The sequence below is a fragment of the Cedecea davisae genome (genome assembly GCF_044095835.1).
In the GTDB taxonomy this organism is placed as follows: Bacteria; Pseudomonadota; Gammaproteobacteria; order Enterobacterales; family Enterobacteriaceae; genus Cedecea; species Cedecea davisae.
Genome location: NZ_CP172054.1, coordinates 4,492,326 through 4,514,062, shown reverse-complemented (window position 1 = coordinate 4,514,062; position 21,737 = coordinate 4,492,326). Strand labels below are relative to the sequence as shown.

Genomic DNA, 21,737 nt, shown 5'->3' with positions numbered 1-21,737 from the left:
ATAATGAGAGGCTGTTATGCCTGCGACACCGCGTTTTGCCTGGATCTCTACCGTCATGCAGACGGTACTTAACCTTGGCCTGCTTGCGCTGGGCCTGATCCTGATTATCTTCCTCGGCAAAGAGACTATTCACCTTGCCACCGTGCTGTTTACGCCGGGCGATGAGGCCAGCTCCTATCTGTTTATCGAAGGGCTGGTGGTCTATTTTCTCTATTTTGAATTTATCGCCTTGATAGTGAAGTATTTTCAGTCGGGCTATCACTTCCCGCTGCGCTACTTCATCTATATCGGCATTACCGCGATTGTGCGGCTGATCATCATCGATCATAAGTCGCCGAGCGATGTTCTTATCTACTCCGGTGCGATCCTGCTGCTGGTGATAACCCTCTGGCTTTGCAACAGCCAGCGCCTGAAACGCGAATAAAAAAGGGCGGCCCGTAGGCCGCCTGAAGTATTACGAAGGTCAAAGTGAGGGTTGCAGTGGTATGGCATAAAGATGAAGCAAGTGACTTTCAGGGATAAACTTTAACCTTTCACCCCGCCAGCGGTCAGGCCGCTAACCAGCCAGCGCTGCGCCAGCAGGAACACAAGGGTAATCGGAATAGCGGAGAGTACCGCCGCGGCGGCAAAGTCGCCCCACAGGTAGTTTTGCGGGTTGAGGTATTGCTGCATACCTACGGCCAGCGTATAGCTGTCCACGTCGCGCAGCAGTAAAGAAGCCACCGGCACTTCGGTAATCGCGCCGATAAACGAAAGAATAAACACCACCGCCAGAATCGGCACCGATAGCGGCAGCAGCACCAGTCGGAACGCCTGCCACGGCGTTGCTCCGTCCAGCGCGGCGGCTTCCTCAAGCGAACCATCGATGGTTTCGAAGTAGCCTTTAATCGTCCAGACGTGCAGCGCAATCCCGCCCAGATAAGCAAAGATAACCCCGCCGTGGGTATTCAGGCCGATAAACGGAATGTACTGACCCAGGCGGTCAAACAGGGCATACAGCGCCACCAGCGACAGCACCGCAGGGAACATCTGGAAAATGAGCATGCCTTTCAGCAGCGTCGCTTTCCCCGGGAACCGCATGCGGGCGAAGGCGTAAGCGCAGGTGGTGGAAAGGGCGACGATGCTAATCGCCGTAATGCCGGCAATTTTTACCGAGTTCCACAGCCACAGCAGGACCGGGAACGGCGGCGGCGTCACGCGGCCATCTGCATGCTCGACGCTAAAGCCAAGCGCCAGCTTCCAGTGCTCCCACGAAACCTGATCGGGGATCAGGCTGCCGGTGGCGAAGTTGCCGGGCCGCAGCGAAATGGCAATAACCATCAGCAGCGGGAACATGATTGCCGCAATAAATAACAGCAGCAGCAGATGCGTGACAAACAGACGCAGCTTTTGAGATTTGGGTTGCACCATAGCCATAGTCAGGTTCCTTAATCAAACTTCATGCGGGTGGCTTTCAGGTTCACAATGGCCAGCGCCCCAACCAGCAGGAAGATAAGCGTAGCGATAGCCGCGGCGAGGCCGAAGTCCTGGCCGCCGCCGCCCTCAAAGGCGATGCGGTAGGTGTAGCTCACCAGCAGGTCTGTATAGCCGGCTGGCGTGGTGGTGCCAAGTCTGTCCGGCCCGCCGTTGGTCAACAGCTGGATAAGCACAAAGTTGTTAAAGTTAAACGCAAAGCTTGCAATCATCAGCGGCGTTAGCGGCTTGATAAGCAGCGGCAAAGTAATTTTAAAGAAGTTCTGGAACGGCCCCGCGCCGTCCATGGCCGAGGCCTCATAGAGGTCATCGGGAATGGCCTTCAGCAGCCCCATGCACAAAATCATCATGTACGGATAGCCAAGCCAGGTATTGACGATGATTATCATCGAGCGGGCGGTTATCGGGTCGGTAAACCATGCCGGTTTAATGCCAAACAGCGCGCTCAGCATCATGTTGATTTCGCCGAAGCTTTGGTTGAACAAGCCTTTGAAAATCAAAATCGAAATAAACGAAGGCACCGCATACGGCAGGATCAACAGCAGGCGGTAAGCGGCTTTGCCTTTCAGCGATTCCCACTGCACCACGCAGGCCAGCACCATGCCGACCGCAACGGTCAGAATCACCGTCAGTACAGAGAAGATAACCGTCCAGACGAAGATGGCGAGGAACGGTTTCTGGATGCCGTCGTCGTGGAACACCCGCAGGAAGTTTTTCCAGCCGATGGTAACGGTGTAGCCGGGGCTTAGCTGTTCACCGGCCCAGCTGCCGTCGGCGTTAATCGCCTGGTAATAGCCGATGTGCTCATTTGGCGCGTATTTTACGCCGCTTTGGTTATTGGTGAGTTCACCGTTGTCCGCCAGGGTATAGAGCGGACGCGTGCCGGAGAACTGGCGTAATGAACTCATCACTACTTTGCTTTCATCCGGCAGGACGGCGGTTATCTGGCCGAGCGCCTGGCGGTTTTGGGTAATCACACGCAGGTTACCGCGCTCGCCTTCCGGCAGGGCGTCAGCCTGTTTTAGCTGAATTTTTTGCTCGCCGCCAAAAGCAAATTTATCGGAGACATAATGAGTGTCGGTTTCTCCGTCAGTAAGCGCTAACTTCCACTCGCTTCCTTCCGGGTAAAGGCCGAAATTGAAGGTTTTGCCTGCCTGATACTGGCGGTCCAACAGTACCTGCTGGGCGCGTTCAAATGTCAGCTGGTTGGTGCTGCTGTAGTTGGTGAAGGCGATGGCGATGGTGCAAATAAGCGGAAACAGGACGAACAGCCCCATACCGGCCATACCGGGGTAAACATAGCGCCACGCGTAGGTCTTACGGTTGGCGAAAATATAGAGGCCAAGTGAGCTTAATATCAGCGTCATAATGGCGAACAGGTACTCCCCCTGGGCGTACATTAAAACCACAAGATAGCCCACCAGCAGGGCTAATGCGCCGATGAGTGACCACTTCAGTCCCTCGCTTTGCCACCAGCGGCTCTTTTTAACTGCATCCATGGGGTCTTCCTCTACAGCGTATTGTTTCCCCTCACCCTAACCCTCTCCCCACGGGGGAGAGGGAACAGAAAGGGCCTGACTTTTTATTTCCGTCTTCCCCTGAGGGAGAGAGCCGGAACCCATCCGAATTCCGCCTCTCACCTTGAGGAGAGGCCGGGGTGAGGGGCAAGGCTTACTTAGTAATACGTCCCTGAGCATCCTTCAGCGCAGCATCAACGGTCTGGCGGCCGCTAACGGCGTTGATTACAGCGGTACGAACCGCATACCAGAAGGCAGACATCTGAGGAATATTCGGCATGATTTCGCCTTTCTGGGCGTTATTCATGGTGGCGGCAATACGAGGATCTTTTGCCAGTTGTTCCTGGAAGGATTTCAACGCCACCGCGCCGAGCGGTTTGTCTTTGTTCACATCGGCCAGACCCTGGTCGGTGAGCAGGTAGTTTTCAAGGAACTCTTTCGCCAGTTCTTTATTCGGGCTGGCGGCGTTAATCCCCGCGCTGAGTACGCCAACAAACGGTTTAGACGGCTTGCCTTTAAAGGTTGGCAACAGCGTTACGCCGTAGTTGATTTTGCTCTTGTCGATGTTGGACCAGGCCCACGGGCCGTTGATGGTCATTGCGGTTTCGCCTTTGTTAAAGGCCGCCTCGGCGATGGAGTAGTCGGTGTCGGCATTCATCTCTTTGTTCTTGATCATATCAACCAGGAAGCCGAGACCCGCTTTTGCGCCCGCGCTGTCTACGCCGACATCTTTCACGTCGTACTTGCCGTTTTCAAACTTGAAGGCGTAACCGCCGTCCGCGGCAATTAGCGGCCAGGTGAAGTACGGTTCTTGCAGGTTGAACATCAGGGCGCTTTTGCCTTTTGCCTTCAGCGCCTTATCCAGTGCCGGGATTTCTTCCCAGGTTTTCGGCGGATTTGGCACCAGGTCTTTGTTATAAATCAGCGACAGGGCTTCTACCGCAACCGGGTAAGCGATGAATTTGCCGTTGTAGCGAACCGCGTCCCAGGTGAACGGATAGAGTTTGTCCTGGAAGGCTTTATCCGGGGTGATTTCGGCCAGCAGGCCAGACTGCGCATACCCGCCAAAGCGGTCGTGTGCCCAGAAGATGATGTCCGGGCCGTCACCCGTCGCAGCCACCTGTGGGAATTTTTCTTCAAGTTTATCAGGATGTTCGATGGTGACTTTAATACCGGTATCTTTCTCAAACTTCTTACCGACCTCGGCCAGGCCGTTATAGCCTTTATCGCCGTTAATCCAGATGACCAGTTTGCCTTCTTCGATTTTTGCCAGTGCAGAGGCGGAAAGCATCATCGTTGTCAGAGCTGACAGGGCGAGAATGCGGGCGCCGGTTTTAATTTTCATGTTCCCATCCTTTGAGTGGTGGTTTGCGCTTTATAGGGTAGTGCAGATTAACGTTGTTAAGTCTGCGGAGATGGCAAGCGCTTCTCATCCTCCTTTGCTCTACGCCCCTGGGTGGTTATCTGTGATCTGCTTTGCATAACTGGCCGTTATGTGTCCTGGAGCACATAAAAACGCGCTGAAAACTGACGCCACGATCACGAAAATCCCTTGCCGTGCCTGTAACCGGTTGCAGATACCCCTCTCTCATCCTCCCGCCTCCTCCCCCACAAAAAAGCCGAAGGGTGGAGGATTTACCAAATGTAGCCATCCCTCATAGTCGGACACATCTTGAATCACCTGCCCGGCGGCAGGCGGCAGTAATAAGGGAGTGGTAATGGCAAGCGTACAGCTGCGGAACGTAACAAAAGCCTGGGGTGACGTGGTGGTATCGAAAGATATTAATCTCGACATCAATGAAGGAGAGTTCGTGGTTTTTGTCGGACCTTCTGGCTGCGGTAAGTCAACTCTGCTGCGTATGATTGCGGGCCTGGAAACCATCACCAGCGGCGAACTGCTGATTGGTGAAAAACGCATGAATGACATTCCTCCCGCCGAGCGTGGCGTCGGAATGGTGTTCCAGTCCTATGCCCTCTACCCCCATCTTTCTGTCGCGGAAAACATGTCCTTTGGCCTGAAGCTTGCCGGGGCAAAAAAAGACGATATCAACCAGCGCGTCACTCAGGTTTCCGAAACCTTACAGCTCGCGCATCTACTGGAGCGCCGCCCGAAGGCACTTTCCGGCGGGCAGCGTCAGCGCGTGGCGATTGGCCGTACCCTGGTGGCCGAGCCGCGAGTCTTCCTGCTGGATGAGCCGCTTTCAAATCTTGATGCGGCGCTGCGCGTACAGATGCGCATTGAGATTTCCCGTCTGCACAAGCGGCTGGGCCGCACGATGATTTACGTGACCCATGACCAGGTGGAAGCGATGACCCTGGCCGACAAAATTGTGGTGCTGGATGCCGGGCGCGTAGCGCAAGTCGGCAAACCGTTAGAGCTGTACCACTACCCGGCAGACCGCTTCGTGGCGGGCTTTATCGGGTCACCGAAGATGAACTTCCTGCCGGTAAAAGTGACCGCTACGGCCATTGACCAGGTGCAGGTGGAATTGCCGAACCGCCAGCACGTATGGCTGCCGGTAGAAAGCCGCGATGTTCAGGTGGGGGCCAATATGTCACTTGGCATCCGCCCGGAACACCTGCTGCCGAGCGACATTGCTGATGTCACCCTGGAAGGGGAAGTGCAGGTCGTTGAGCAGTTGGGACATGAGACTCAGATTCACATCCAAATCCCCGCCATTCGTCAGAACCTGGTCTACCGCCAGAATGACGTGGTGTTGGTAAAAGAGGGTGCCACATTCGCTATTGGCCTGCCGCCAGAGCGTTGCCATCTGTTCCGAGAAGATGGCACCGCATGTCGTCGGTTGCATCAAGAGCCCGGCGTTTAAGCATTCCCATAAAAAAGAAAAGCAATGATCTCAGGAGATAGAATGATGATTACTCTGCGCAAACTCCCACTGGCGGTTGCCGTTATTGCAGGCATCGTGTCTGCACAGGCCGGCGCCGTTGATTTCAAGGGTTATGCACGTTCTGGTATTGGCTGGACAGGTAGCGGCGGCGAGCAGCAGTGTTTTAAAGCGACAGGCGCGGGTTCTAAATACCGTCTGGGTAACGAATGCGAAACTTATGCTGAAGTTGAATTAGGTCAGCAAGTTTGGCAAGAAGGTGAAAAAAGCTTCTACGTTGACACCATGATCGGTTACGCCACCAGCCAGCTGAACGACGTTGAAGACACCGACGGAGGCCCACGCGTGCGCCAGATGAACGTTGTGGGTAAAAACCTGATCGACGCGCTGCCGGGTGCGAATATTTGGGCAGGTAAACGTTACTACAAACGTCATGACGTCCACATGATTGACTTCTACTACTGGGATATTTCAGGCCCTGGCGGCGGTATCGAAGATATCGACCTGGGCTTCGGTAAAATCTCCCTGGCTGCAACCCGTAATGGTGAAGCCGGTGGTTCAGAGGCCTTTATCAACGGCCAAACCAAAAATAAAGATCTGGCGAACGATATCTTCGACGTGCGTTTAGGCCAGATGCAAGTTAACCCAGGTGGTTCTCTGGAAGTTGGTTTTGACTACGGTCGCGCCAACACCACCAAGCACTACGATTTTGGCGTGCAGGATGCGACTAAAAATGGTTGGTTGGGCACCGTGGAACATACCCAGACCTTCCTGGGTACCAGCCTGAACAAATTTGTGGTGCAGTACGGTACTAACGCCATGGCGCAAACCAATGGTACCGGCCGCCCTGATACTTCCAGAAACAACGACGGCAAAATGCTGCGCGTGATCGACCACGGTGCTATCGACTTCAACGATACCTGGGGCCTGATGTACGTAGGTATGTACCAGGATCTCAACCGTGATGATAACAACGGCACCAAATGGTGGACCGTTGGCGTGCGCCCAATGTACAAATGGACGCCAATCATGAGCACCCTGCTGGAAGCGGGCTACGACAACGTGAAGTCTCAGCTGACCGACAAGAGCAACAACCAGTACAAAATTACCCTGGCACAGCAGTGGCAGGCGGGCAACAGCATCTGGTCTCGTCCGGCTATCCGCGTCTTCGCGACCTACGCCAAGTGGGATGAGAAGTGGGGTTATTCCTCCAGTAATGCCAGCGATGCTAACTACGTCGCGAATACGCCATCCGGTATTGCTTTCAGCGATACCAGCGCCCGTACCTTTAGCCGCGGCAACGATAGCGAAGTGACCTTCGGGATCCAGATGGAAGCCTGGTGGTAAGTTAACCCGCTGCGCGGGTGCTTAGCACCCGCCAGTTTCACATGCCTGACCCGTCTCTTTTTTGCCTGAAGGAGGCGGGTTCGCTTCGAGGATAAAACAATGAAAAAACATCTTCTTGCGCTTTGCCTGCTTCCTGTTCTGGGCTTATCGTCCGTGCCGGCTGCTTTTGCTGCGAATACCGCGATTAACCCACAAAACGTCTCAACCGCACCGGCTATTCCTGCGGAAAAATTACAGAGTCTGCCGTGGATACCTCTGATGCCGCCAGTCAGCCAGAATGTTGTTCTGGATGCGTCATCGGCCGGTATTAACGCGGGTGACCTTACCGGGGGCGTAGCCGCCTTCGTGCTGCCAGCCGATCAGGGCTCGCTCGAAATTACGCTCTCCAGCGTGGTGAAAGACTTAAGCGTTTACGCACCAAACGTATTGATTCTTGACGCTCAAATGCAGCCTTCTGCTTTCTTCCCGAGCAGCTATTTCCAGTATCAAAAACCGGGAATGACCTCCGGCAACCGTCTGGAAAACGTCATGAAACTGACCCCGATGATGGGCCAGAAACAGATCTATATGCTGGTGTACACCACCAAACGCGATCTGACCGAAACTACCCGTATGATTAACCCGGCGAAGCTCTACGCTGAGGGAGCAAGCAACGCCATTCCTGATGTTGCTGACCCGGTTGCCCGCCATGCCGGGCAGGGCGCGCTGACGGTACAAGTCAAAACTGAACAAAACAGCGGCAACATCATGATTGGCAAGATCTTCGGCGGGTCCGATGCCAAACCTGTTGTGGTAGGCAACGTCGCTCCTCCGACGGCTTACTCCGCACCGACCGCCGCTTCTGCACCTGTGGCAGCACCTGCTCCGGCACCTGCCGCGAAGAGTGAGCCGGTGCTCAACGATACTGAAAGCTATTTTAACCACGCGATTAAACAGGCTGTGGATAAAGGCGACATCGATAAAGCCCTGAAACTGCTGAATGAAGCCGAGCGCCTGGGTTCCACCTCCGCCCGTAAAACTTTTATCAGCAGTGTAAAAGGCAAGGGGTAACCATCTCCCCACGTTGCTGATGCTTGAAGTATTGGTGCGCTCCGGCGCACCTTTTTTTTCTCCGTAGCCCGACGGCTTTGAGCTGCTGTTGCTCAATTGTTGCGATATTTACGGCCAGTGTTGCCATTGCCTGCCGCACGGCGGCGTTCTGCGTTACAATGCCTTCAGGTTATGTATCGGAGAGCATCCCCATGTCCGACGCGCTGTCGCCTTTGCGCGCTCTGAATTTCTTTACGGAGGTCCCGCAAGGGCTTAGCTCCGCTTATCTCGACTGGCTGCTGCTGGAAGATTCGATGACGAAGCGCTTCGAACAGCACTGCTCAAAAGTTACCGTACGCATTGTGCGTGAAGGTTTTATCGACCCGAATAGCGATGATGTGCCCGAGGCTGAACTGCTGCCCCATACCGGGCGCTACTGGCTGCGGGAAATCATTCTCTGCGGGGATGAGGTGCCATGGCTGCTTGGTCGCACCGTAGTGCCAGAAACCACGCTCGACGGGCCGGAACTCGCGTTGCAGAAGCTGGGTAGCACGCCGCTGGGCCGCTACTTGTTTAGCTCATCGACCCTGACGCGAGATTATATCCAGGTTGGCCGCAGCGCCGAACTGTGGGGGCGTCGCTCCCGCCTGAGGCTCTCCGGCAAGCCACTGCTGCTTACCGAACTGTTCCTGCCAGCGTCTCCGCTGTATGAGGAGGAAAAATAATGGAATGGAGTTTGAGCCAGGGAAAACTTCTGGCTTACCACCGGCTGATGCGTACCGATAAGCCGATAGGCGCGCTGCTGCTGCTGTGGCCGACGTTGTGGGCGCTGTGGGTCGCTTCGCCGGGCATGCCGCCGCTGACAATTCTGGCGGTATTTATTGCCGGAGTCTGGCTGATGCGCGCCGCGGGCTGCGTGATTAATGATTATGCGGATCGCAAATTTGACGGTCACGTTAAGCGTACGGCTCAGCGCCCAATACCCAGCGGAGCGGTAAGCGAGAAAGAAGCCCGCACGCTATTTGTGGTGCTGGTGGCGCTGGCTTTTGTGCTGGTGCTGACGCTGAACACGATGACGATTTTGCTGTCCGTTGCGGCGCTGGCGCTGGCCTGGATTTATCCGTTTATGAAGCGCTACACCCATCTGCCGCAGGTGGTGCTGGGAGCGGCGTTTGGCTGGTCCATTCCCATGGCGTTTGCCGCGGTTAGTGAGTCCGTGCCGCTGAGCTGCTGGCTGATGTTCCTGGCGAATATTTGCTGGGCGGTAGCTTACGATACGCAATACGCGATGGTTGACCGCGATGATGACCTGAAAATTGGCATTAAATCGACGGCGATTTTGTTTGGCCGTAATGACAAACTGATTATCGGGATTTTGCAGGTTGCCACGATGGTGCTGATGGCGATGGTTGGCTGGCTAAACGGTCTGGGCGGCACATTTTACTGGTCGATTCTACTGGCCGGCGGGCTGTTTGTTCACCAGCAGAAGCTGATTGCCAAACGTGAGCGTGAAGGCTGCTTTAAAGCGTTTATGAATAATAACTATGTGGGTCTGGTGTTGTTTATCGGGCTGGTGCTGAGCTACCTGCACTTCTGATTCGGGCCAACAATAAAAAAGGCGGGTTTCTCACCCGCCTTTTTGCATTTTAAGAAACCGCGTCCTGGGACGCCGCGCTCTCAATGGTCAGGCGCACGTCCGAGGTAACGAGATCTGCCAGCATCTGGTAAACCTTCATGGTTTCGGCCGCATCCGCGTCGCCGGTATCGCTGATGTAGCCTTCATCGCGCAGGGTCAGTACCAGCGAGGTGAAGACGGCTTTATCAAAGAATTCCGGGGCGTTAATACCGTGCAGGACCGACAAACGCTGCGCCACGGTGCGGCTTTCGCGCTCCAGGGTGCCGCGGTTAATCGCCGGGTTGGCGCTCAACTGCCAGAAGGTAATGGCATAACGCTGGATAGTCTCGCGCACGCCCGCCGCCAGAAGCTGCAAGGTGCGTGAGCGGTTCGGATTGATCTGCACTTCATCATTGGCAACAACAACCAGCCCCTGACGCTCCATCTCCGCAATCATTGCATCGATTTCAGCGCCCAGCTCGCTCTTCTCCCAGCGCAGGAACAGTTCGGCCTTAAGCATCGGATAAATAACTTCTATCTGACGCAGCAGCTCGGCACGCGAGATATGGCGATGCTGGGTGATAATAGAGGCCATCAGCGAAGGCAGCACCAGCATGTGCATGATGTTGTTGCGGTAATAGGTCATCAGCACTGCCTGCTCGCGCGGCAGAATGATGATGTCGCCGATGGTGTCTTTCTCAACTTCGAACTTGTTCATCTGCAACGCGTGGTCGATAAGCGCATCGGCCGTGACCGTTGGCGCCGTCGCGTCCGGAGAATAAGGCACGTTACGCAGCAGATTCAGGTAGCAGTCCAGCTGTTCGGTCAGCTGTTCGCGGGTAAGAGAACGCTGGCGCGAAGCGAGCAGCGCGGTACAGCACAGGTTCATGGCATTTGCCGCGCCTGCGTTGTTGATGCGCACCATCAGGTCAGCCGCAATTTCATTAACCGTCGGCGTCAGCCAGGCCGGGCGAATCGATTCGATTGGATCGATAGAGTCGCGCCACTCAGGAACGTGCTGATTCAGATAGGTCATCAGCGGCAGCGGTTCACCGAAGTTCACATAGCCCTGACCCAGATTACGCAGCTTGCTCAGGCCGCGGACCATTTGCATAAAGCCTTCTTTCTCTTTGGTCGCGCCGCGCAGCTCTTTGGCGTAGGTTCCGACCTCCATCACATGCTCGTAGCCGATATAAATCGGCACCAGCGTAATAGGGCGGGTGCCACCGCGCAGCATGGCCTGAATGGTCATCGACAGGGTGCCGGTTTTCGGGTCAAGCAGGCGGCCGGTACGTGAACGCCCCCCCTCCACGAAATACTCAACCGAATAGCCGCGGCTGAATAGCTCGCCGAGGTACTCGCGGAATACCGTAGAGTAGAGCTTGTTGCCCTTAAAGGTTCGGCGAATAAAGAACGCACCCAGGCGGCGGAATATCGGGCCTGCTGGCCAGAAGTTCAGGTTAATACCGGCGGCAATATGCGGCGGCACCAGCCCCTGGTGGTAAAGCACGTAAGAGAGCAGCAGGTAGTCCATGTGGCTGCGGTGGCACGGCACATAGACGATTTCGTGGCCGTCGTGAGCAAGCTGGCGCACGCGCTCGGCATTGTGCACGTTAATGCCCTGATAGAGACGGTTCCAGGTCAGCCCCAGTACGCGGTCCGTCAGGCGAACGGCCTCATAGGAGAAGTTAGCCGCAATCTCTTCCATCAGCGCGACGGCATTCTGCTGTGCCTTCTCGTGAGAAATTTTCTTGCTGCGCGCTTCATCTTCTACCGCACGTGCAATGGCTTTCGATGCCAGCAGCTTGTTAAACAAGTCCTGACGCACCGGCAAACGCGGCCCAACGGCAGCTAAGCGCTGGCGAGCGAAGTGGGTACGCGCGACGCGAGCCAGCTTCTGGGCGATGATTTTGTCAGTGCCGTGTTCGGTTGCCATACGGCGCAGCGAAACAGGGGGAGAGAAGCGCACAAAGCTGTCGCGACCCAGCCACGAAACGGCAAAGAATTTTTGTACGCCGTTTAGCGTGCGCAGAGGAGGATTAACTTCCCCTTTCTCGCGGCCGGGTGAGCGGCCAAACATCACGGAAACCGGCACCATCTGTACATCGAGATCGGGATTGCTGCGGTGCAGGTCCAGATAATCGTGGAACAGTTTTACCGACTCTTCTTTTGGCGTGTAGTAAGTAAAGACGCGCGGCCCGCCGTGAATAAACACGTAGCGCGGCAGCAGTGCGCCGTCAATTTCCAGAGGTTCCAGCGGATCGGGCAGGTCATGCTCCAGGCATTGGGCGCGCAGGGTCAGTAGGTCTGCCTTCGAGTTATAAGGCAGGACATACATAATTGGGCGCGAGGGATCCAGACCGAGTTCGGTTTGTGGGTCCGCCGGGATAGACTTGCTTTTTACCAGAACACTTAATGGTAAATTCAGTAATTTGTAGTAAATTCTTGGCCAGCCTGACATAGATGATGTAAAGCCTCAGGTTAATAATGCAAATGCGCCGCAAGGATATCAGAAACTCCGGGGAATTTCTGTGGCGCTGCGATTTAGACTCAATGAGCATTGACGCTCAATATTTAAAAAGGTTTCCTTGAATGGCGAATAATACCACCGGCATCACCCGCATTATTAAGGCTGCAGGCTACTCGTGGAAGGGGCTGCGTGCGGCCTGGATAAACGAAGCTGCATTTCGTCAGGAGGGCGTGGCCGCGGTAATTGCTATTATAATCGCCTGCTGGCTGGACGTTGACCCGATCACCCGCATTTTGCTGATTGGCTCCGTGGTGCTGGTGATGATTGTTGAAATTCTGAATAGCGCCATCGAGGCATTGGTCGACCGCGTAGGCACCGACTACCACGAACTTTCCGGGCGCGCCAAAGATATGGGGTCTGCCGCCGTACTGATTGCGATTATTCTGGCGGTTGTCACCTGGGTCACGCTGCTTTGGTCACATTTGCGATAGGCTTTCCATAATCGGTTAAGTGGCTGGTTTTTGCTTAATTTGTGGTTTCAAATTCACCCGGGGCTGTATATACTCACAGCATAACTGTATAAACACCCAGGGGGCGGAATGAAAGCACTAACTACCAGGCAGCAAGAGGTGTTTGATCTCATTCGGGATCATATCAACCAAACCGGCATGCCACCTACGCGCGCCGAGATTGCACAACGTCTGGGGTTCCGTTCTCCAAACGCCGCTGAGGAACATCTCAAAGCGCTGGCCCGCAAAGGGGTCATTGAGATTGTTTCCGGCGCGTCGCGCGGCATTCGCCTGCTGGTTGAAGAAGAAACCGGCCTGCCGTTGGTCGGGCGCGTTGCCGCCGGTGAGCCGCTTCTGGCGCAGCAGCATATCGAAGGCCATTATCAGGTCGATCCGTCGTTGTTTAAACCGAATGCCGACTTCCTGCTGCGCGTGAGCGGCATGTCGATGAAAGACATCGGCATTATGGATGGTGACCTGCTGGCGGTGCATAAAACGCAGGACGTACGTAATGGCCAGGTTGTGGTGGCGCGTATTGACGACGAAGTGACCGTTAAACGTCTGAAAAAACAGGGCAACACCGTTCAGCTACTGCCTGAAAACAGCGAGTTTCAGCCTATCGTTGTCGATCTGCGCGAGCAAAACTTTAGCATTGAAGGTCTGGCCGTGGGCGTAATCCGCAACGGCGAATGGCTGTAACACGTCTTTCGGTGGTGCGGTAACACGCCGTACCACCCGCTCTATTCCCCCTCATTATTTTCCTGGGTCACTCTGATGCGATTTTTTTCGTCGACGGATAGTGCGCTGTGGCGTCTTGCGCTTCCCATGATTTTCTCCAATATCACGGTGCCGCTGCTGGGGCTGGTTGATACCGCCGTTATTGGTCATCTCGACAGCCCGACCTATCTGGGCGGCGTGGCGATAGGCGCAACCGCGACCAGTTTCCTGTTTATGCTGCTGCTGTTTCTGCGTATGAGCACTACCGGGCTTGCGGCTCAGGCGTTTGGCGCTAACGATCCGCTGCGTCTCGCCCGCGCTTTGCTTCAGCCGCTGATACTGGCGCTGGCCGCCGGTTTGGCCATTATGGTGCTGCGCGGGCCGCTAATCGGTCTTGCTTTGCATATTGTCGGCGGCAGCGAAGAGGTGCTTTATCAGGCCCGGCGTTTTCTTGAAATTCGTTGGCTAAGCGCTCCGGCGTCGCTGGCTAATCTGGTGCTGCTGGGCTGGCTGCTCGGCGTGCAGTATGCTCGCGCCCCGGTTATTTTGCTGGTGGTGGGTAACCTGCTGAATATCGTGCTCGACCTTTGGCTTGTCATGGGCCTGCATATGAACGTGCAGGGGGCCGCACTGGCGACCGTTATTGCCGAGTATGCGACGTTTATCATCGGCTTAGCGATGGTACACAGGGTGTTAAAGCTGCGCGGTATTGATTGGTCATGCCTGAAGATGGCATGGCGAGGAGATCTGCGAAGGCTGCTGGCCCTCAACCGTGACATCATGCTGCGCTCGCTTCTGCTGCAAGTTTGCTTTGCCTCAATGACCATTTTTGGCGCTCGGCTGGGGGGCGAAATTGTCGCGTTGAATGCGGTTTTGATGACGCTGCTGACCTTTACCGCCTACGCGCTGGACGGATTTGCTTATGCCGTTGAGGCGCATTCCGGGCAGGCGTATGGTGCCCGTAATCGCGGGCAGCTTCTCGAGGTCTGGGGAGCGGCATGCAGGCAGGCCGGGCTGGTTGCATTGGCTTTCGCCGCTGTTTATGCCGTGGCGGGCGAGCAGATAGTCTCGATGCTGACTTCGCTACCAGAGCTACGCCAGCTGGCGAATAGCTATCTGCCATGGCAAATCATACTGCCGGTTGTTGGCGTCTGGTGTTACCTGCTGGACGGAATGTTTATCGGCGCTACGCGTGGGGCTGAAATGCGTAACAGCATGGCCGTTGCGGCGCTGGGGTTTGGTCTAACCTTGCTGACACTGCCTCTCTTTGGCAACCATGCGCTGTGGCTGGCTTTGGCGGTGTTTCTGGCGCTGCGCGGCCTTTCGCTCGGTTTTATCTGGCGTCGCCACTGGCGTAATAACAGCTGGTTTCCCGCCGACGGCAGGCAGTAGTGATTTCTCTCTGAATGGTTAAAGATTCTTATTTTTTCCCAGAGGTCGAAATCATTAACTACAATTAATCTCACGTTCAGCAGATAGTGGGTGACTGTTCAAAGGAAAGCACCCAACGGCTGATATGTTCAGAACCTAAACCGAACGATGAGGAGACGACTATGAATAAGGACGAACTCGGCGGTAACTGGAAACAGTTCAAAGGTACGGTTAAAGAGAAATGGGGCAAGCTGACCGATGACGATATGACCGTTATCGAAGGTAAGCGTGACCAGCTGGTGGGTAAAATCCAGGAACGCTACGGCTATGCCAAAGACCAGGCAGAGAAAGAAGTGAAGGACTGGGAGTCCAGGAATGACTATCGCTGGTAGCCTGCCAGCCTCTCAAATGTGCTAATGCTCACAGGCTATCCTACCCGGGTACAAGGATGTACCAACCCTTCTAACGTTTTTTCTTCGATTGCACCGTGTGGTCGTGGCCGCAGGCATCGTGATGCCGACAGGCTTCAACTTCTGCGCAGTCACAGCACAAACCATGCGCTTCAATCACGTTGTGGCGCAGCGCAAATCCCATCTTTGACGCAAGATTTTGCATAATATCTTCCACACCCTCAGCCGCCTGCTCTTTCACCGAGCCGCATCTGTCGCAGATAAACATGGCCGAAGAGTGGGTAGGGCTTTCGATGAAATTACACAGCACATAGCTGTTATTGGATTCCACGCGATGCACAAAGCCCTGCTCCAGCAGAAAGTCCAGCGCACGATAAACGGTCGGAGGCTTCGCCTGAGGCTCACTGACGCGCAGGAGATCGAGCAGGTCATAGGCGCTGATGGCTCCGGTTTGCTCGGACATCAGGCGCAGCACCTCAAGACGCTGTGGCGTCAGGCGTACATTGCGTTGCAGGCACAGCTTTTCTGCCTGTGCTAACACGTTTTGCGTTGTGGTGGTATCCATCAGCCTCTCCCGGTCATTGACCTGATACTTTACCATAATGCGGATAAAACGCCGAATCCTGGTACATAATGACCCTATCTACCCCGGAGGATGTTATGCAAAAACCAGATTGTATTCGCCACTGGCGCGAACTTGAAGGCGCAGATGACTCAAGCTACCCGGACAGCCCGGAACGCTTTTCCGTTGGCGCTCCGCTGGCCCGGAATTTAGGACTGACGCGACTCGGCATTCACCATGAACGTATTCCCCCCGGCAGACGAACCTCTTACCCTCATGCAGAAAGCAGCGAAGAGGAGTTTGCCTATGTGCTCGAAGGGCACCCTGAAGTGTGGATTAACGGCCACCTGTGGCGGCTTGAACCGGGTGATAGCGTCGGTTTCCCCGCCGGAACCGGTATTTGCCATACCTTCATTAATAATACTGAGCAGGATGTTCGACTGTTAGTCGTGGGGGAGGCTAATAAGGCCGAAAATAAAATTTATTACCCGCTAAACCAGTCTTATGCCATGCAGCGTAAGGATCGCTGGATCGATCATCCGCCGCAATTCTTTGGCCCGCATAACGGTCTGCCTTCACGAAAGCCGAAGGGTAAACTATAAATTAATTAGCAAGGAAACAATAAGACTCGAACCCTAAGGATATATTGGGGATGCTGATGGCTTAAATATCCATCTTTTTATCGCGCTATTCACAGCAATAGTCCGCCTCTGTTCAGTCATAACTGTCGGGGGTGAATTACTTAATCTGACAATCAGACAGGCGTGCTGTGAATGAATAAAATAAAATCTTCGGTGGCGACACTCGCCGCAACGTTATTTATTGCTAATCAGGCCGGGGCGGCAGGCACCTGGTCCGAAGCGCGCAACGATGCGATGGGCGGAACAGGGGTGGCTTCTGCCAGCTATGGTAGCGGCGTATTGATCAACCCGGCGTTATTAGCAAACTCTCAACCTGATGACAATATTACGGTTATTCTCCCGACGGTGGGGGCGCAAATAACCGATAAAGACAATCTCCAGGACAAAATTGATGATATCAGCGACAAAGTTGATAACTATAAACTCGCCATCGGGTCGTTAACGCCGCGAGATATAATTTTAAATCCCGGCGGAACATTAAATCAGTTCCGCAGCGCGGCGGGCGATTTAGCCGGTGAACTGGAAGATTTACGCGGTGAAACGGCAAACGCTAAAGCTGCCGCAGGTATCGCTGTCAGCATTCCCAATGACACGCTGTCCGTCGCCTTCGTCACTAAAGCCTACGCGCGGGCCAGAGTCAGCTCTTCTATCGACCAGAACGACATCGACTATTTGCGCAGTATTCAGAACTCCAGCCTGGTTGCCGGAAGCGTGGCGATTGATGCCGCGCTTAATGGTTCTAACCGTATCACCAGTAATCTGAATTCTACTGCCTCCGGGCGGGCTGCAATTGTTTCCGATTACGGGATCGCTCTGGCGCATAAGTTCGATGTTGGCGGCGTGCCGGTTTCGGTTGGTGTGACGCCAAAACTGCAGAAAACCTGGCTGTATAATTACACGACTTCGATTTACTCCTATGACAGCGGTGACTGGAAAAAAGGGCAATATCGCAACGACGATACCGGCTTTAACCTTGATGCGGGCGTTGCCGCAGACTTAGGGCAAAACTGGACCGTAGGTCTGAGCGGTCAGAACCTGGTTTCACGCGATATCGACACCAAAGATATTCGCATCACCAGCGGGCGCACCGGTGAAACCCGCAGCTACAAAGATACTTTCCAGATTAGCCCTCTGGTGACTGCTGGCGTAGCCTGGCATAACGAACTTGTTACGCTCAGCGCCGACGGCGACCTTACCGAAACGAAAGGTTTCAAGAGCGAAGCTAATTCCCAATATGTTGGCGTAGGTGCAGAAGTCAGGCCGCTTTCCTGGCTGGCGCTGCGGGCAGGTTACCGCGCGGATATGAAGAACAACGACAGCAATGTCTTCACCGGCGGCATTGGCTTCGCGCCGGGCAAACGCGTACATGTCGATCTGATGGGATTGTACGGCGAAGAAAAGACCTGGGGCGCAGGCGCACAGCTGAGCGTGACTTTCTAATGAGGCTCACCGGGGCAGGCAGATGCTCCGGTGCTGCTTTATGCTATAGTAGCGACCCTTTTTAAACCGTAGCCCGCGTAAACGTATGTCCTCACAAAGCAACCAGACTCCTTTTCAGCCGCATCGTTTCTCTATTGCTCCGATGCTGGACTGGACCGACCGCCACTGCCGCTATTTCCTGCGTCAGCTGTCTCGCCACACGCTGCTGTACACCGAAATGGTGACTACCGGGGCGATCATTCACGGCAAAGGGGACTATCTGGCCTATAGCGAAGAGGAGCATCCCGTCGCGTTGCAGCTGGGCGGCAGCGACCCGCAGGCTCTGGCACAGTGCGCAAAACTTGCCGAAGCCAGGGGTTACGATGAAATCAACCTCAACGTTGGCTGCCCTTCAGACCGCGTGCAAAATGGCCGCTTCGGCGCCTGCCTGATGGGCGACGCGGAGTTGGTTGCCGACTGCATAAAAGCGATGCGCGATGTGGTTTCGATTCCGGTTACGGTAAAAACCCGTATCGGTATTGACGACCAGGACAGCTACGAGTTCTTGTGTGACTTTATCGGCACCGTAGCCGGTAAGGGCGAGTGCGAGATGTTTATCATCCACGCGCGTAAAGCCTGGCTTTCTGGCCTTAGCCCGAAAGAGAACCGTGAAATACCGCCGCTGGACTATCCTCGTGTTTACCAGCTTAAGCGTGACTTCCCGCACCTGACGATGGCTATCAACGGCGGGGTAAAAACGCTGGAAGAAGCCAAAACGCACCTCCAGCACCTGGATGGCGTAATGGTCGGGCGCGAGGCTTATCAAAATCCTGGCCTGCTGACCACGGTCGACCGTGAGATTTTTGGCGCGGACGTAGAAGACCGCGATCCGGTTGCCGTTGTACGTGCGATGTATCCTTATATTGAGCGCGAACTGGCAAACGGCACTTATCTTGGCCACGTCACCCGACATATGCTCGGCCTGTTCCAGGGTATTCCGGGAGCGCGCCAGTGGCGGCGCTATTTAAGTGAAAATGCCCACAAAGCTGGGGCAGGGATTGATGTTGTGGAACACGCGCTGTCTCTGGTGGCCGACAAACGTTAGCCGTAGAGACGGAATAAGCCGGGTTAATTTGGGTATTGCGGAGCCGATCACAAGCCTGCACTTAATCCCGGCGGGGCCGTTTCAATTAGCCATCAAATCTGAGAATATCTTTTCGCAGTAACAGAATTCATCGCGCTGTACCCTACATACGGCACGAACAAAAAAAGAAAGGGCTTCCTGCGGGAAGCCCTAATTCTTTCTAAGGGATCAACAAACTTGAGCCTTGAGTTGCACGGCTTTCCAGCGTTCGGTGAGCAAGCACCGCATCCTTCAGCGCAAATTTCTGGTTTTCAGCCACATCCACCTTGATTGCTCCGCTGGCAATTAGCGAAAACAGCTCGTTACAGGCTTCGTCAAATTCTGCTCGGGTAGTCAAATAACCGTTCAGAGACGGGCGAGTGACGTACAGCGACCCTTTCTGATTCAGAATGCCGAGGTTGACGCCGGTCACCGGGCCAGATGAGTTGCCGAAGCTGACCATCAGCCCGCGGCGCTGCAGGCAGTCGAGCGAAGCTTCCCAGGTCTCTTTACCCACCGAATCGTAAACCACCGCGACCTTTTTCCCGCCGGTCAGCTCTTTCACGCGTTCAGATATGTTTTCGTGCTGGTAATTAATCGTCTTCCAGGCCCCGGCCTGCTGAGCACGTTCGGCTTTTTGCGCGGAACCCACCGTACCAATCAGCTTCGCGCCGAGCGCTTTCGCCCACTGGCAGGCAATCAGCCCCACGCCGCCCGCCGCCGCGTGAAACAGGAAGGTTTCGTTGGCTTTGATTTCATAGGTTTTGCGCAGCAGATAAAACACCGTCAGGCCTTTCAGAAACGAAGCCGCGGCCTGTTCGAATGAGATAGCATCTGGAATTTTAGCGACCTTGTCGGCAGGAGCATTATGCACGCTGCTGTAGGCTCCCAGCCCGGACTGGGCGTAAACAACGCGATCGCCGACTTTCAGGTGCGTGACCTGGCTGCCGACCTTACTGACAACGCCTGCGGCTTCGGTTCCCAGCCCGCTGGGCAGCGATGGAGGCGGGTAAAGTCCGCTGCGAATATAGGTATCGATATAGTTGATGCCTATCGCCTTATTCTCCACCTGAACTTCGTTTTCTGTAGGATCTTTCGGTGTAAATTCAACCGACTTCAGCACTTCAGGCCCGCCGTGCTGGCTAAATTCTATGCGCGTTGCCATGGAAACTCCTTGTGTCGAAGAGTGACAAGAATGGTTATACTTCCGGGTCTCTCACTATGAATTTGGTAACTCCCTCACTATGGCAGGAAATAAACCCTTCAACAAACCGAACGAACCCCGCGACCGCCAGGTGGAAGGGCTGAAAATGCCGCCGCACTCGCTTGAGGCGGAGCAGTCGGTGTTGGGCGGTTTAATGCTGGATAACGAACGCTGGGACAACGTCGCCGAGCGCGTCGTCGCCAACGACTTCTTCAGCCGACCGCACCGCATGATCTTTACCGAAATGCAGCGCCTGCTCGAAATGAGCAAACCCATCGACCTGATTACGCTTTCCGAATCCCTTGAGCTACAGGGAAATCTGGAGAGCGTCGGCGGTTTTGCTTATCTCGCTGAATTGTCAAAAAATACACCAAGTGCGGCGAACATCAGCGCTTATGCAGACATCGTTCGTGAACGTGCGGTTGTGCGCGAAATGATCGCGGTAGCTAACGAAATTGCCGATGCCGGTTATGACCCGCAGGGGCGCAGCAGCGAAGACCTGCTGGACCTCGCCGAATCCCGCGTGTTCCAGATTGCCGAAAACCGGGCTAATAAAGATGAAGGCCCGAAAAGCATCGACCAGATCCTCGAGGCCACGGTTTCGCGTATTGAATCGCTGTATCAGACGCCGCACGATGGCGTAACCGGCGTGGATACCGGCTACCAGGATCTCAACAAGAAAACCGCCGGCCTGCAGCGCTCTGACCTGATTATCGTTGCGGCCCGTCCGTCGATGGGTAAAACCACTTTCGCGATGAACCTGTGTGAAAACGCCGCGATGACGCAGGACAAGCCGGTACTGATTTTCAGCCTTGAGATGCCCGGCGAGCAGATCATGATGCGTATACTGGCGTCGATGTCGCGTGTGGATCAGACCAAAATTCGTACCGGCCAGCTGGATGACGAGGACTGGGCGCGCATTTCCAGCACCATGGGCATCCTGCTGGAGAAGCGCAATATGTATATTGATGACTCCTCAGGCCTGACGCCGACCGAAGTCCGCTCCCGCGCGCGCCGTATTTACCGCGAGCATGAAGGCTTGAGCCTGATAATGATCGACTACCTTCAGCTGATGCGTGTACCTTCGCTGTCTGATAACCGTACCCTGGAAATTGCCGAAATTTCACGCTCCCTCAAGGCGCTGGCGAAAGAGCTTCAGGTGCCGGTTGTTGCGCTTTCTCAGCTTAACCGCTCTCTGGAGCAGCGCGCCGAAAAACGCCCGGTCAACTCCGACCTGCGTGAATCTGGGTCCATCGAGCAGGATGCTGACTTGATTATGTTCATCTACCGCGACGAGGTTTACCACGAAAACAGCGACCTGAAAGGCATCGCCGAAATCATCATCGGTAAGCAGCGTAACGGCCCAATCGGCACCGTGCGCCTGACCTTTAACGGCCAGTGGTCGCGCTTCGATAACTACACCGGGCCGCAGTACGACGAAGAATAAAAATCCTCGTCATCCCTCAAGCCACAACTGCGTTGGC

General features: G+C 54.9%; 20 protein-coding genes. 14 read left to right on the top strand and 6 right to left on the bottom strand.

What is annotated here, in order from left to right:
- The first annotated feature begins 16 nt into the window (after positions 1–16).
- A complete protein-coding gene (gene psiE, locus ACG1VR_RS21590; protein WP_016517415.1) occupies positions 17–424 on the top strand; it encodes a phosphate-starvation-inducible protein PsiE in 408 nt (135 codons plus the stop codon).
- Positions 425–525: 101 nt separating this feature from the next.
- On the opposite strand, the gene malG is transcribed toward psiE, so the two are convergent.
- The 3 genes from malG to malE all read right to left on the bottom strand — a co-directional run bounded on the left by malG (position 526) and on the right by malE (position 4,335).
- Positions 526–1,416: a maltose ABC transporter permease MalG gene (malG, locus tag ACG1VR_RS21585; RefSeq protein WP_172568584.1), complete on the bottom strand. Its 891-nt coding sequence runs from the start codon at positions 1,414–1,416 to the stop codon at positions 526–528.
- Between the two features lie 11 nt (positions 1,417–1,427).
- Positions 1,428–2,972, bottom strand: coding sequence for a maltose ABC transporter permease MalF (gene malF, locus ACG1VR_RS21580; protein ID WP_395489771.1), 1,545 nt, complete (start codon positions 2,970–2,972; stop codon positions 1,428–1,430).
- Between the two features lie 172 nt (positions 2,973–3,144).
- Positions 3,145–4,335 (bottom strand): maltose/maltodextrin ABC transporter substrate-binding protein MalE, encoded by a 1,191-nt coding sequence (gene malE, locus ACG1VR_RS21575; protein WP_016517418.1) that lies wholly within the window; start codon positions 4,333–4,335, stop codon positions 3,145–3,147.
- Between the two features lie 373 nt (positions 4,336–4,708).
- On the opposite strand from malE, the gene malK reads away from it, so the two are divergent.
- From malK to ubiA, 5 genes are all read left to right on the top strand, one after another.
- Complete coding sequence (gene malK / locus ACG1VR_RS21570) at positions 4,709–5,818, top strand: maltose/maltodextrin ABC transporter ATP-binding protein MalK (protein ID WP_016517419.1); 1,110 nt, start codon at positions 4,709–4,711, stop codon at positions 5,816–5,818.
- Positions 5,819–5,842: 24 nt separating this feature from the next.
- Entirely contained in the window at positions 5,843–7,183 is a 1,341-nt protein-coding gene (locus ACG1VR_RS21565) for a maltoporin (protein ID WP_016517420.1), read from the top strand.
- Positions 7,184–7,282: 99 nt separating this feature from the next.
- Complete coding sequence (gene malM / locus ACG1VR_RS21560) at positions 7,283–8,233, top strand: maltose operon protein MalM (RefSeq protein ID WP_016517421.1); 951 nt, start codon at positions 7,283–7,285, stop codon at positions 8,231–8,233.
- A 191-nt stretch (positions 8,234–8,424) separates the two neighbouring features.
- Positions 8,425–8,937, top strand: coding sequence for a chorismate lyase (gene ubiC / locus ACG1VR_RS21555; RefSeq protein WP_016517422.1), 513 nt, complete (start codon positions 8,425–8,427; stop codon positions 8,935–8,937).
- Entirely contained in the window at positions 8,937–9,809 is an 873-nt protein-coding gene (gene ubiA, locus ACG1VR_RS21550; protein WP_395489770.1) for a 4-hydroxybenzoate octaprenyltransferase, read from the top strand. Before ubiC ends, ubiA begins: the two co-directional genes overlap by 1 nt.
- Before the next feature lie 49 nt (positions 9,810–9,858).
- Here ubiA and plsB read toward each other — a convergent pair whose 3' ends face one another.
- Positions 9,859–12,288 carry a glycerol-3-phosphate 1-O-acyltransferase PlsB gene (plsB, locus tag ACG1VR_RS21545; RefSeq protein WP_172568580.1) on the bottom strand — a complete coding sequence of 810 codons (2,430 nt, stop codon included), beginning with the start codon at positions 12,286–12,288 and terminating at the stop codon, positions 9,859–9,861.
- Between the two features lie 131 nt (positions 12,289–12,419).
- On the opposite strand from plsB, the gene ACG1VR_RS21540 reads away from it, so the two are divergent.
- From ACG1VR_RS21540 to ACG1VR_RS21525, 4 genes are all read left to right on the top strand, one after another.
- Entirely contained in the window at positions 12,420–12,788 is a 369-nt protein-coding gene (locus tag ACG1VR_RS21540) for a diacylglycerol kinase (RefSeq protein WP_016517425.1), read from the top strand.
- Positions 12,789–12,896: 108 nt separating this feature from the next.
- On the top strand, positions 12,897–13,505 hold the full coding sequence (gene lexA / locus ACG1VR_RS21535) for a transcriptional repressor LexA (protein ID WP_016517426.1): 609 nt from the start codon (positions 12,897–12,899) through the stop codon (positions 13,503–13,505).
- Between the two features lie 75 nt (positions 13,506–13,580).
- Complete coding sequence (gene dinF, locus ACG1VR_RS21530) at positions 13,581–14,915, top strand: MATE family efflux transporter DinF (RefSeq protein ID WP_395489769.1); 1,335 nt, start codon at positions 13,581–13,583, stop codon at positions 14,913–14,915.
- 161 nt (positions 14,916–15,076) lie between these two features.
- A complete protein-coding gene (locus ACG1VR_RS21525) occupies positions 15,077–15,286 on the top strand; it encodes a CsbD family protein (protein WP_016517428.1) in 210 nt (69 codons plus the stop codon).
- A gap of 70 nt (positions 15,287–15,356) precedes the next feature.
- On the opposite strand, the gene zur is transcribed toward ACG1VR_RS21525, so the two are convergent.
- Positions 15,357–15,869: a zinc uptake transcriptional repressor Zur gene (gene zur / locus ACG1VR_RS21520; RefSeq protein ID WP_039897795.1), complete on the bottom strand. Its 513-nt coding sequence runs from the start codon at positions 15,867–15,869 to the stop codon at positions 15,357–15,359.
- Between the two features lie 95 nt (positions 15,870–15,964).
- Between zur and ACG1VR_RS21515 the strand changes: the two genes are divergently transcribed.
- From ACG1VR_RS21515 to dusA, 3 genes are all read left to right on the top strand, one after another.
- A complete protein-coding gene (locus ACG1VR_RS21515; protein ID WP_039897797.1) occupies positions 15,965–16,468 on the top strand; it encodes a cupin domain-containing protein in 504 nt (167 codons plus the stop codon).
- Positions 16,469–16,639: 171 nt separating this feature from the next.
- A complete protein-coding gene (locus tag ACG1VR_RS21510; protein WP_395489768.1) occupies positions 16,640–17,947 on the top strand; it encodes a conjugal transfer protein TraF in 1,308 nt (435 codons plus the stop codon).
- An 85-nt stretch (positions 17,948–18,032) separates the two neighbouring features.
- The gene (gene dusA, locus ACG1VR_RS21505; protein ID WP_395489767.1) at positions 18,033–19,031 is read left to right on the top strand and encodes a tRNA dihydrouridine(20/20a) synthase DusA; all 999 of its coding nucleotides are present in this window, start codon (positions 18,033–18,035) and stop codon (positions 19,029–19,031) included.
- A gap of 199 nt (positions 19,032–19,230) precedes the next feature.
- Here dusA and ACG1VR_RS21500 read toward each other — a convergent pair whose 3' ends face one another.
- Positions 19,231–20,214, bottom strand: coding sequence for a quinone oxidoreductase (locus ACG1VR_RS21500; protein ID WP_395489766.1), 984 nt, complete (start codon positions 20,212–20,214; stop codon positions 19,231–19,233).
- A 79-nt stretch (positions 20,215–20,293) separates the two neighbouring features.
- Here ACG1VR_RS21500 and dnaB point away from each other — a divergent pair, with 79 nt between their 5' ends.
- Complete coding sequence (gene dnaB, locus ACG1VR_RS21495; protein ID WP_016517434.1) at positions 20,294–21,700, top strand: replicative DNA helicase; 1,407 nt, start codon at positions 20,294–20,296, stop codon at positions 21,698–21,700.
- Positions 21,701–21,737: the final 37 nt, after the last annotated feature.

What these genes read in the sequence shown, in the direction of transcription:
- ACG1VR_RS21510 (WP_395489768.1), top strand. Translation starts at nt 16,640, where the DNA reads ATGAATAAAATAAAATCTTCGGTGGCGACACTCGCCGCAACGTTATTT.
- malK (WP_016517419.1), top strand. Translation starts at nt 4,709, where the DNA reads ATGGCAAGCGTACAGCTGCGGAACGTAACAAAAGCCTGGGGTGACGTG.
- ACG1VR_RS21540 (WP_016517425.1), top strand. Translation starts at nt 12,420, where the DNA reads ATGGCGAATAATACCACCGGCATCACCCGCATTATTAAGGCTGCAGGC.
- ubiA (WP_395489770.1), top strand. Translation starts at nt 8,937, where the DNA reads ATGGAATGGAGTTTGAGCCAGGGAAAACTTCTGGCTTACCACCGGCTG.
- plsB (WP_172568580.1), bottom strand. Translation starts at nt 12,288, where the DNA reads ATGTCAGGCTGGCCAAGAATTTACTACAAATTACTGAATTTACCATTA.
- malE (WP_016517418.1), bottom strand. Translation starts at nt 4,335, where the DNA reads ATGAAAATTAAAACCGGCGCCCGCATTCTCGCCCTGTCAGCTCTGACA.
- zur (WP_039897795.1), bottom strand. Translation starts at nt 15,869, where the DNA reads ATGGATACCACCACAACGCAAAACGTGTTAGCACAGGCAGAAAAGCTG.
- malM (WP_016517421.1), top strand. Translation starts at nt 7,283, where the DNA reads ATGAAAAAACATCTTCTTGCGCTTTGCCTGCTTCCTGTTCTGGGCTTA.
- psiE (WP_016517415.1), top strand. Translation starts at nt 17, where the DNA reads ATGCCTGCGACACCGCGTTTTGCCTGGATCTCTACCGTCATGCAGACG.
- ACG1VR_RS21565 (WP_016517420.1), top strand. Translation starts at nt 5,843, where the DNA reads ATGATCTCAGGAGATAGAATGATGATTACTCTGCGCAAACTCCCACTG.
- dnaB (WP_016517434.1), top strand. Translation starts at nt 20,294, where the DNA reads ATGGCAGGAAATAAACCCTTCAACAAACCGAACGAACCCCGCGACCGC.
- dusA (WP_395489767.1), top strand. Translation starts at nt 18,033, where the DNA reads ATGTCCTCACAAAGCAACCAGACTCCTTTTCAGCCGCATCGTTTCTCT.
- lexA (WP_016517426.1), top strand. Translation starts at nt 12,897, where the DNA reads ATGAAAGCACTAACTACCAGGCAGCAAGAGGTGTTTGATCTCATTCGG.
- malF (WP_395489771.1), bottom strand. Translation starts at nt 2,972, where the DNA reads ATGGATGCAGTTAAAAAGAGCCGCTGGTGGCAAAGCGAGGGACTGAAG.
- dinF (WP_395489769.1), top strand. Translation starts at nt 13,581, where the DNA reads ATGCGATTTTTTTCGTCGACGGATAGTGCGCTGTGGCGTCTTGCGCTT.
- ACG1VR_RS21500 (WP_395489766.1), bottom strand. Translation starts at nt 20,214, where the DNA reads ATGGCAACGCGCATAGAATTTAGCCAGCACGGCGGGCCTGAAGTGCTG.
- malG (WP_172568584.1), bottom strand. Translation starts at nt 1,416, where the DNA reads ATGGCTATGGTGCAACCCAAATCTCAAAAGCTGCGTCTGTTTGTCACG.
- ACG1VR_RS21525 (WP_016517428.1), top strand. Translation starts at nt 15,077, where the DNA reads ATGAATAAGGACGAACTCGGCGGTAACTGGAAACAGTTCAAAGGTACG.
- ACG1VR_RS21515 (WP_039897797.1), top strand. Translation starts at nt 15,965, where the DNA reads ATGCAAAAACCAGATTGTATTCGCCACTGGCGCGAACTTGAAGGCGCA.
- ubiC (WP_016517422.1), top strand. Translation starts at nt 8,425, where the DNA reads ATGTCCGACGCGCTGTCGCCTTTGCGCGCTCTGAATTTCTTTACGGAG.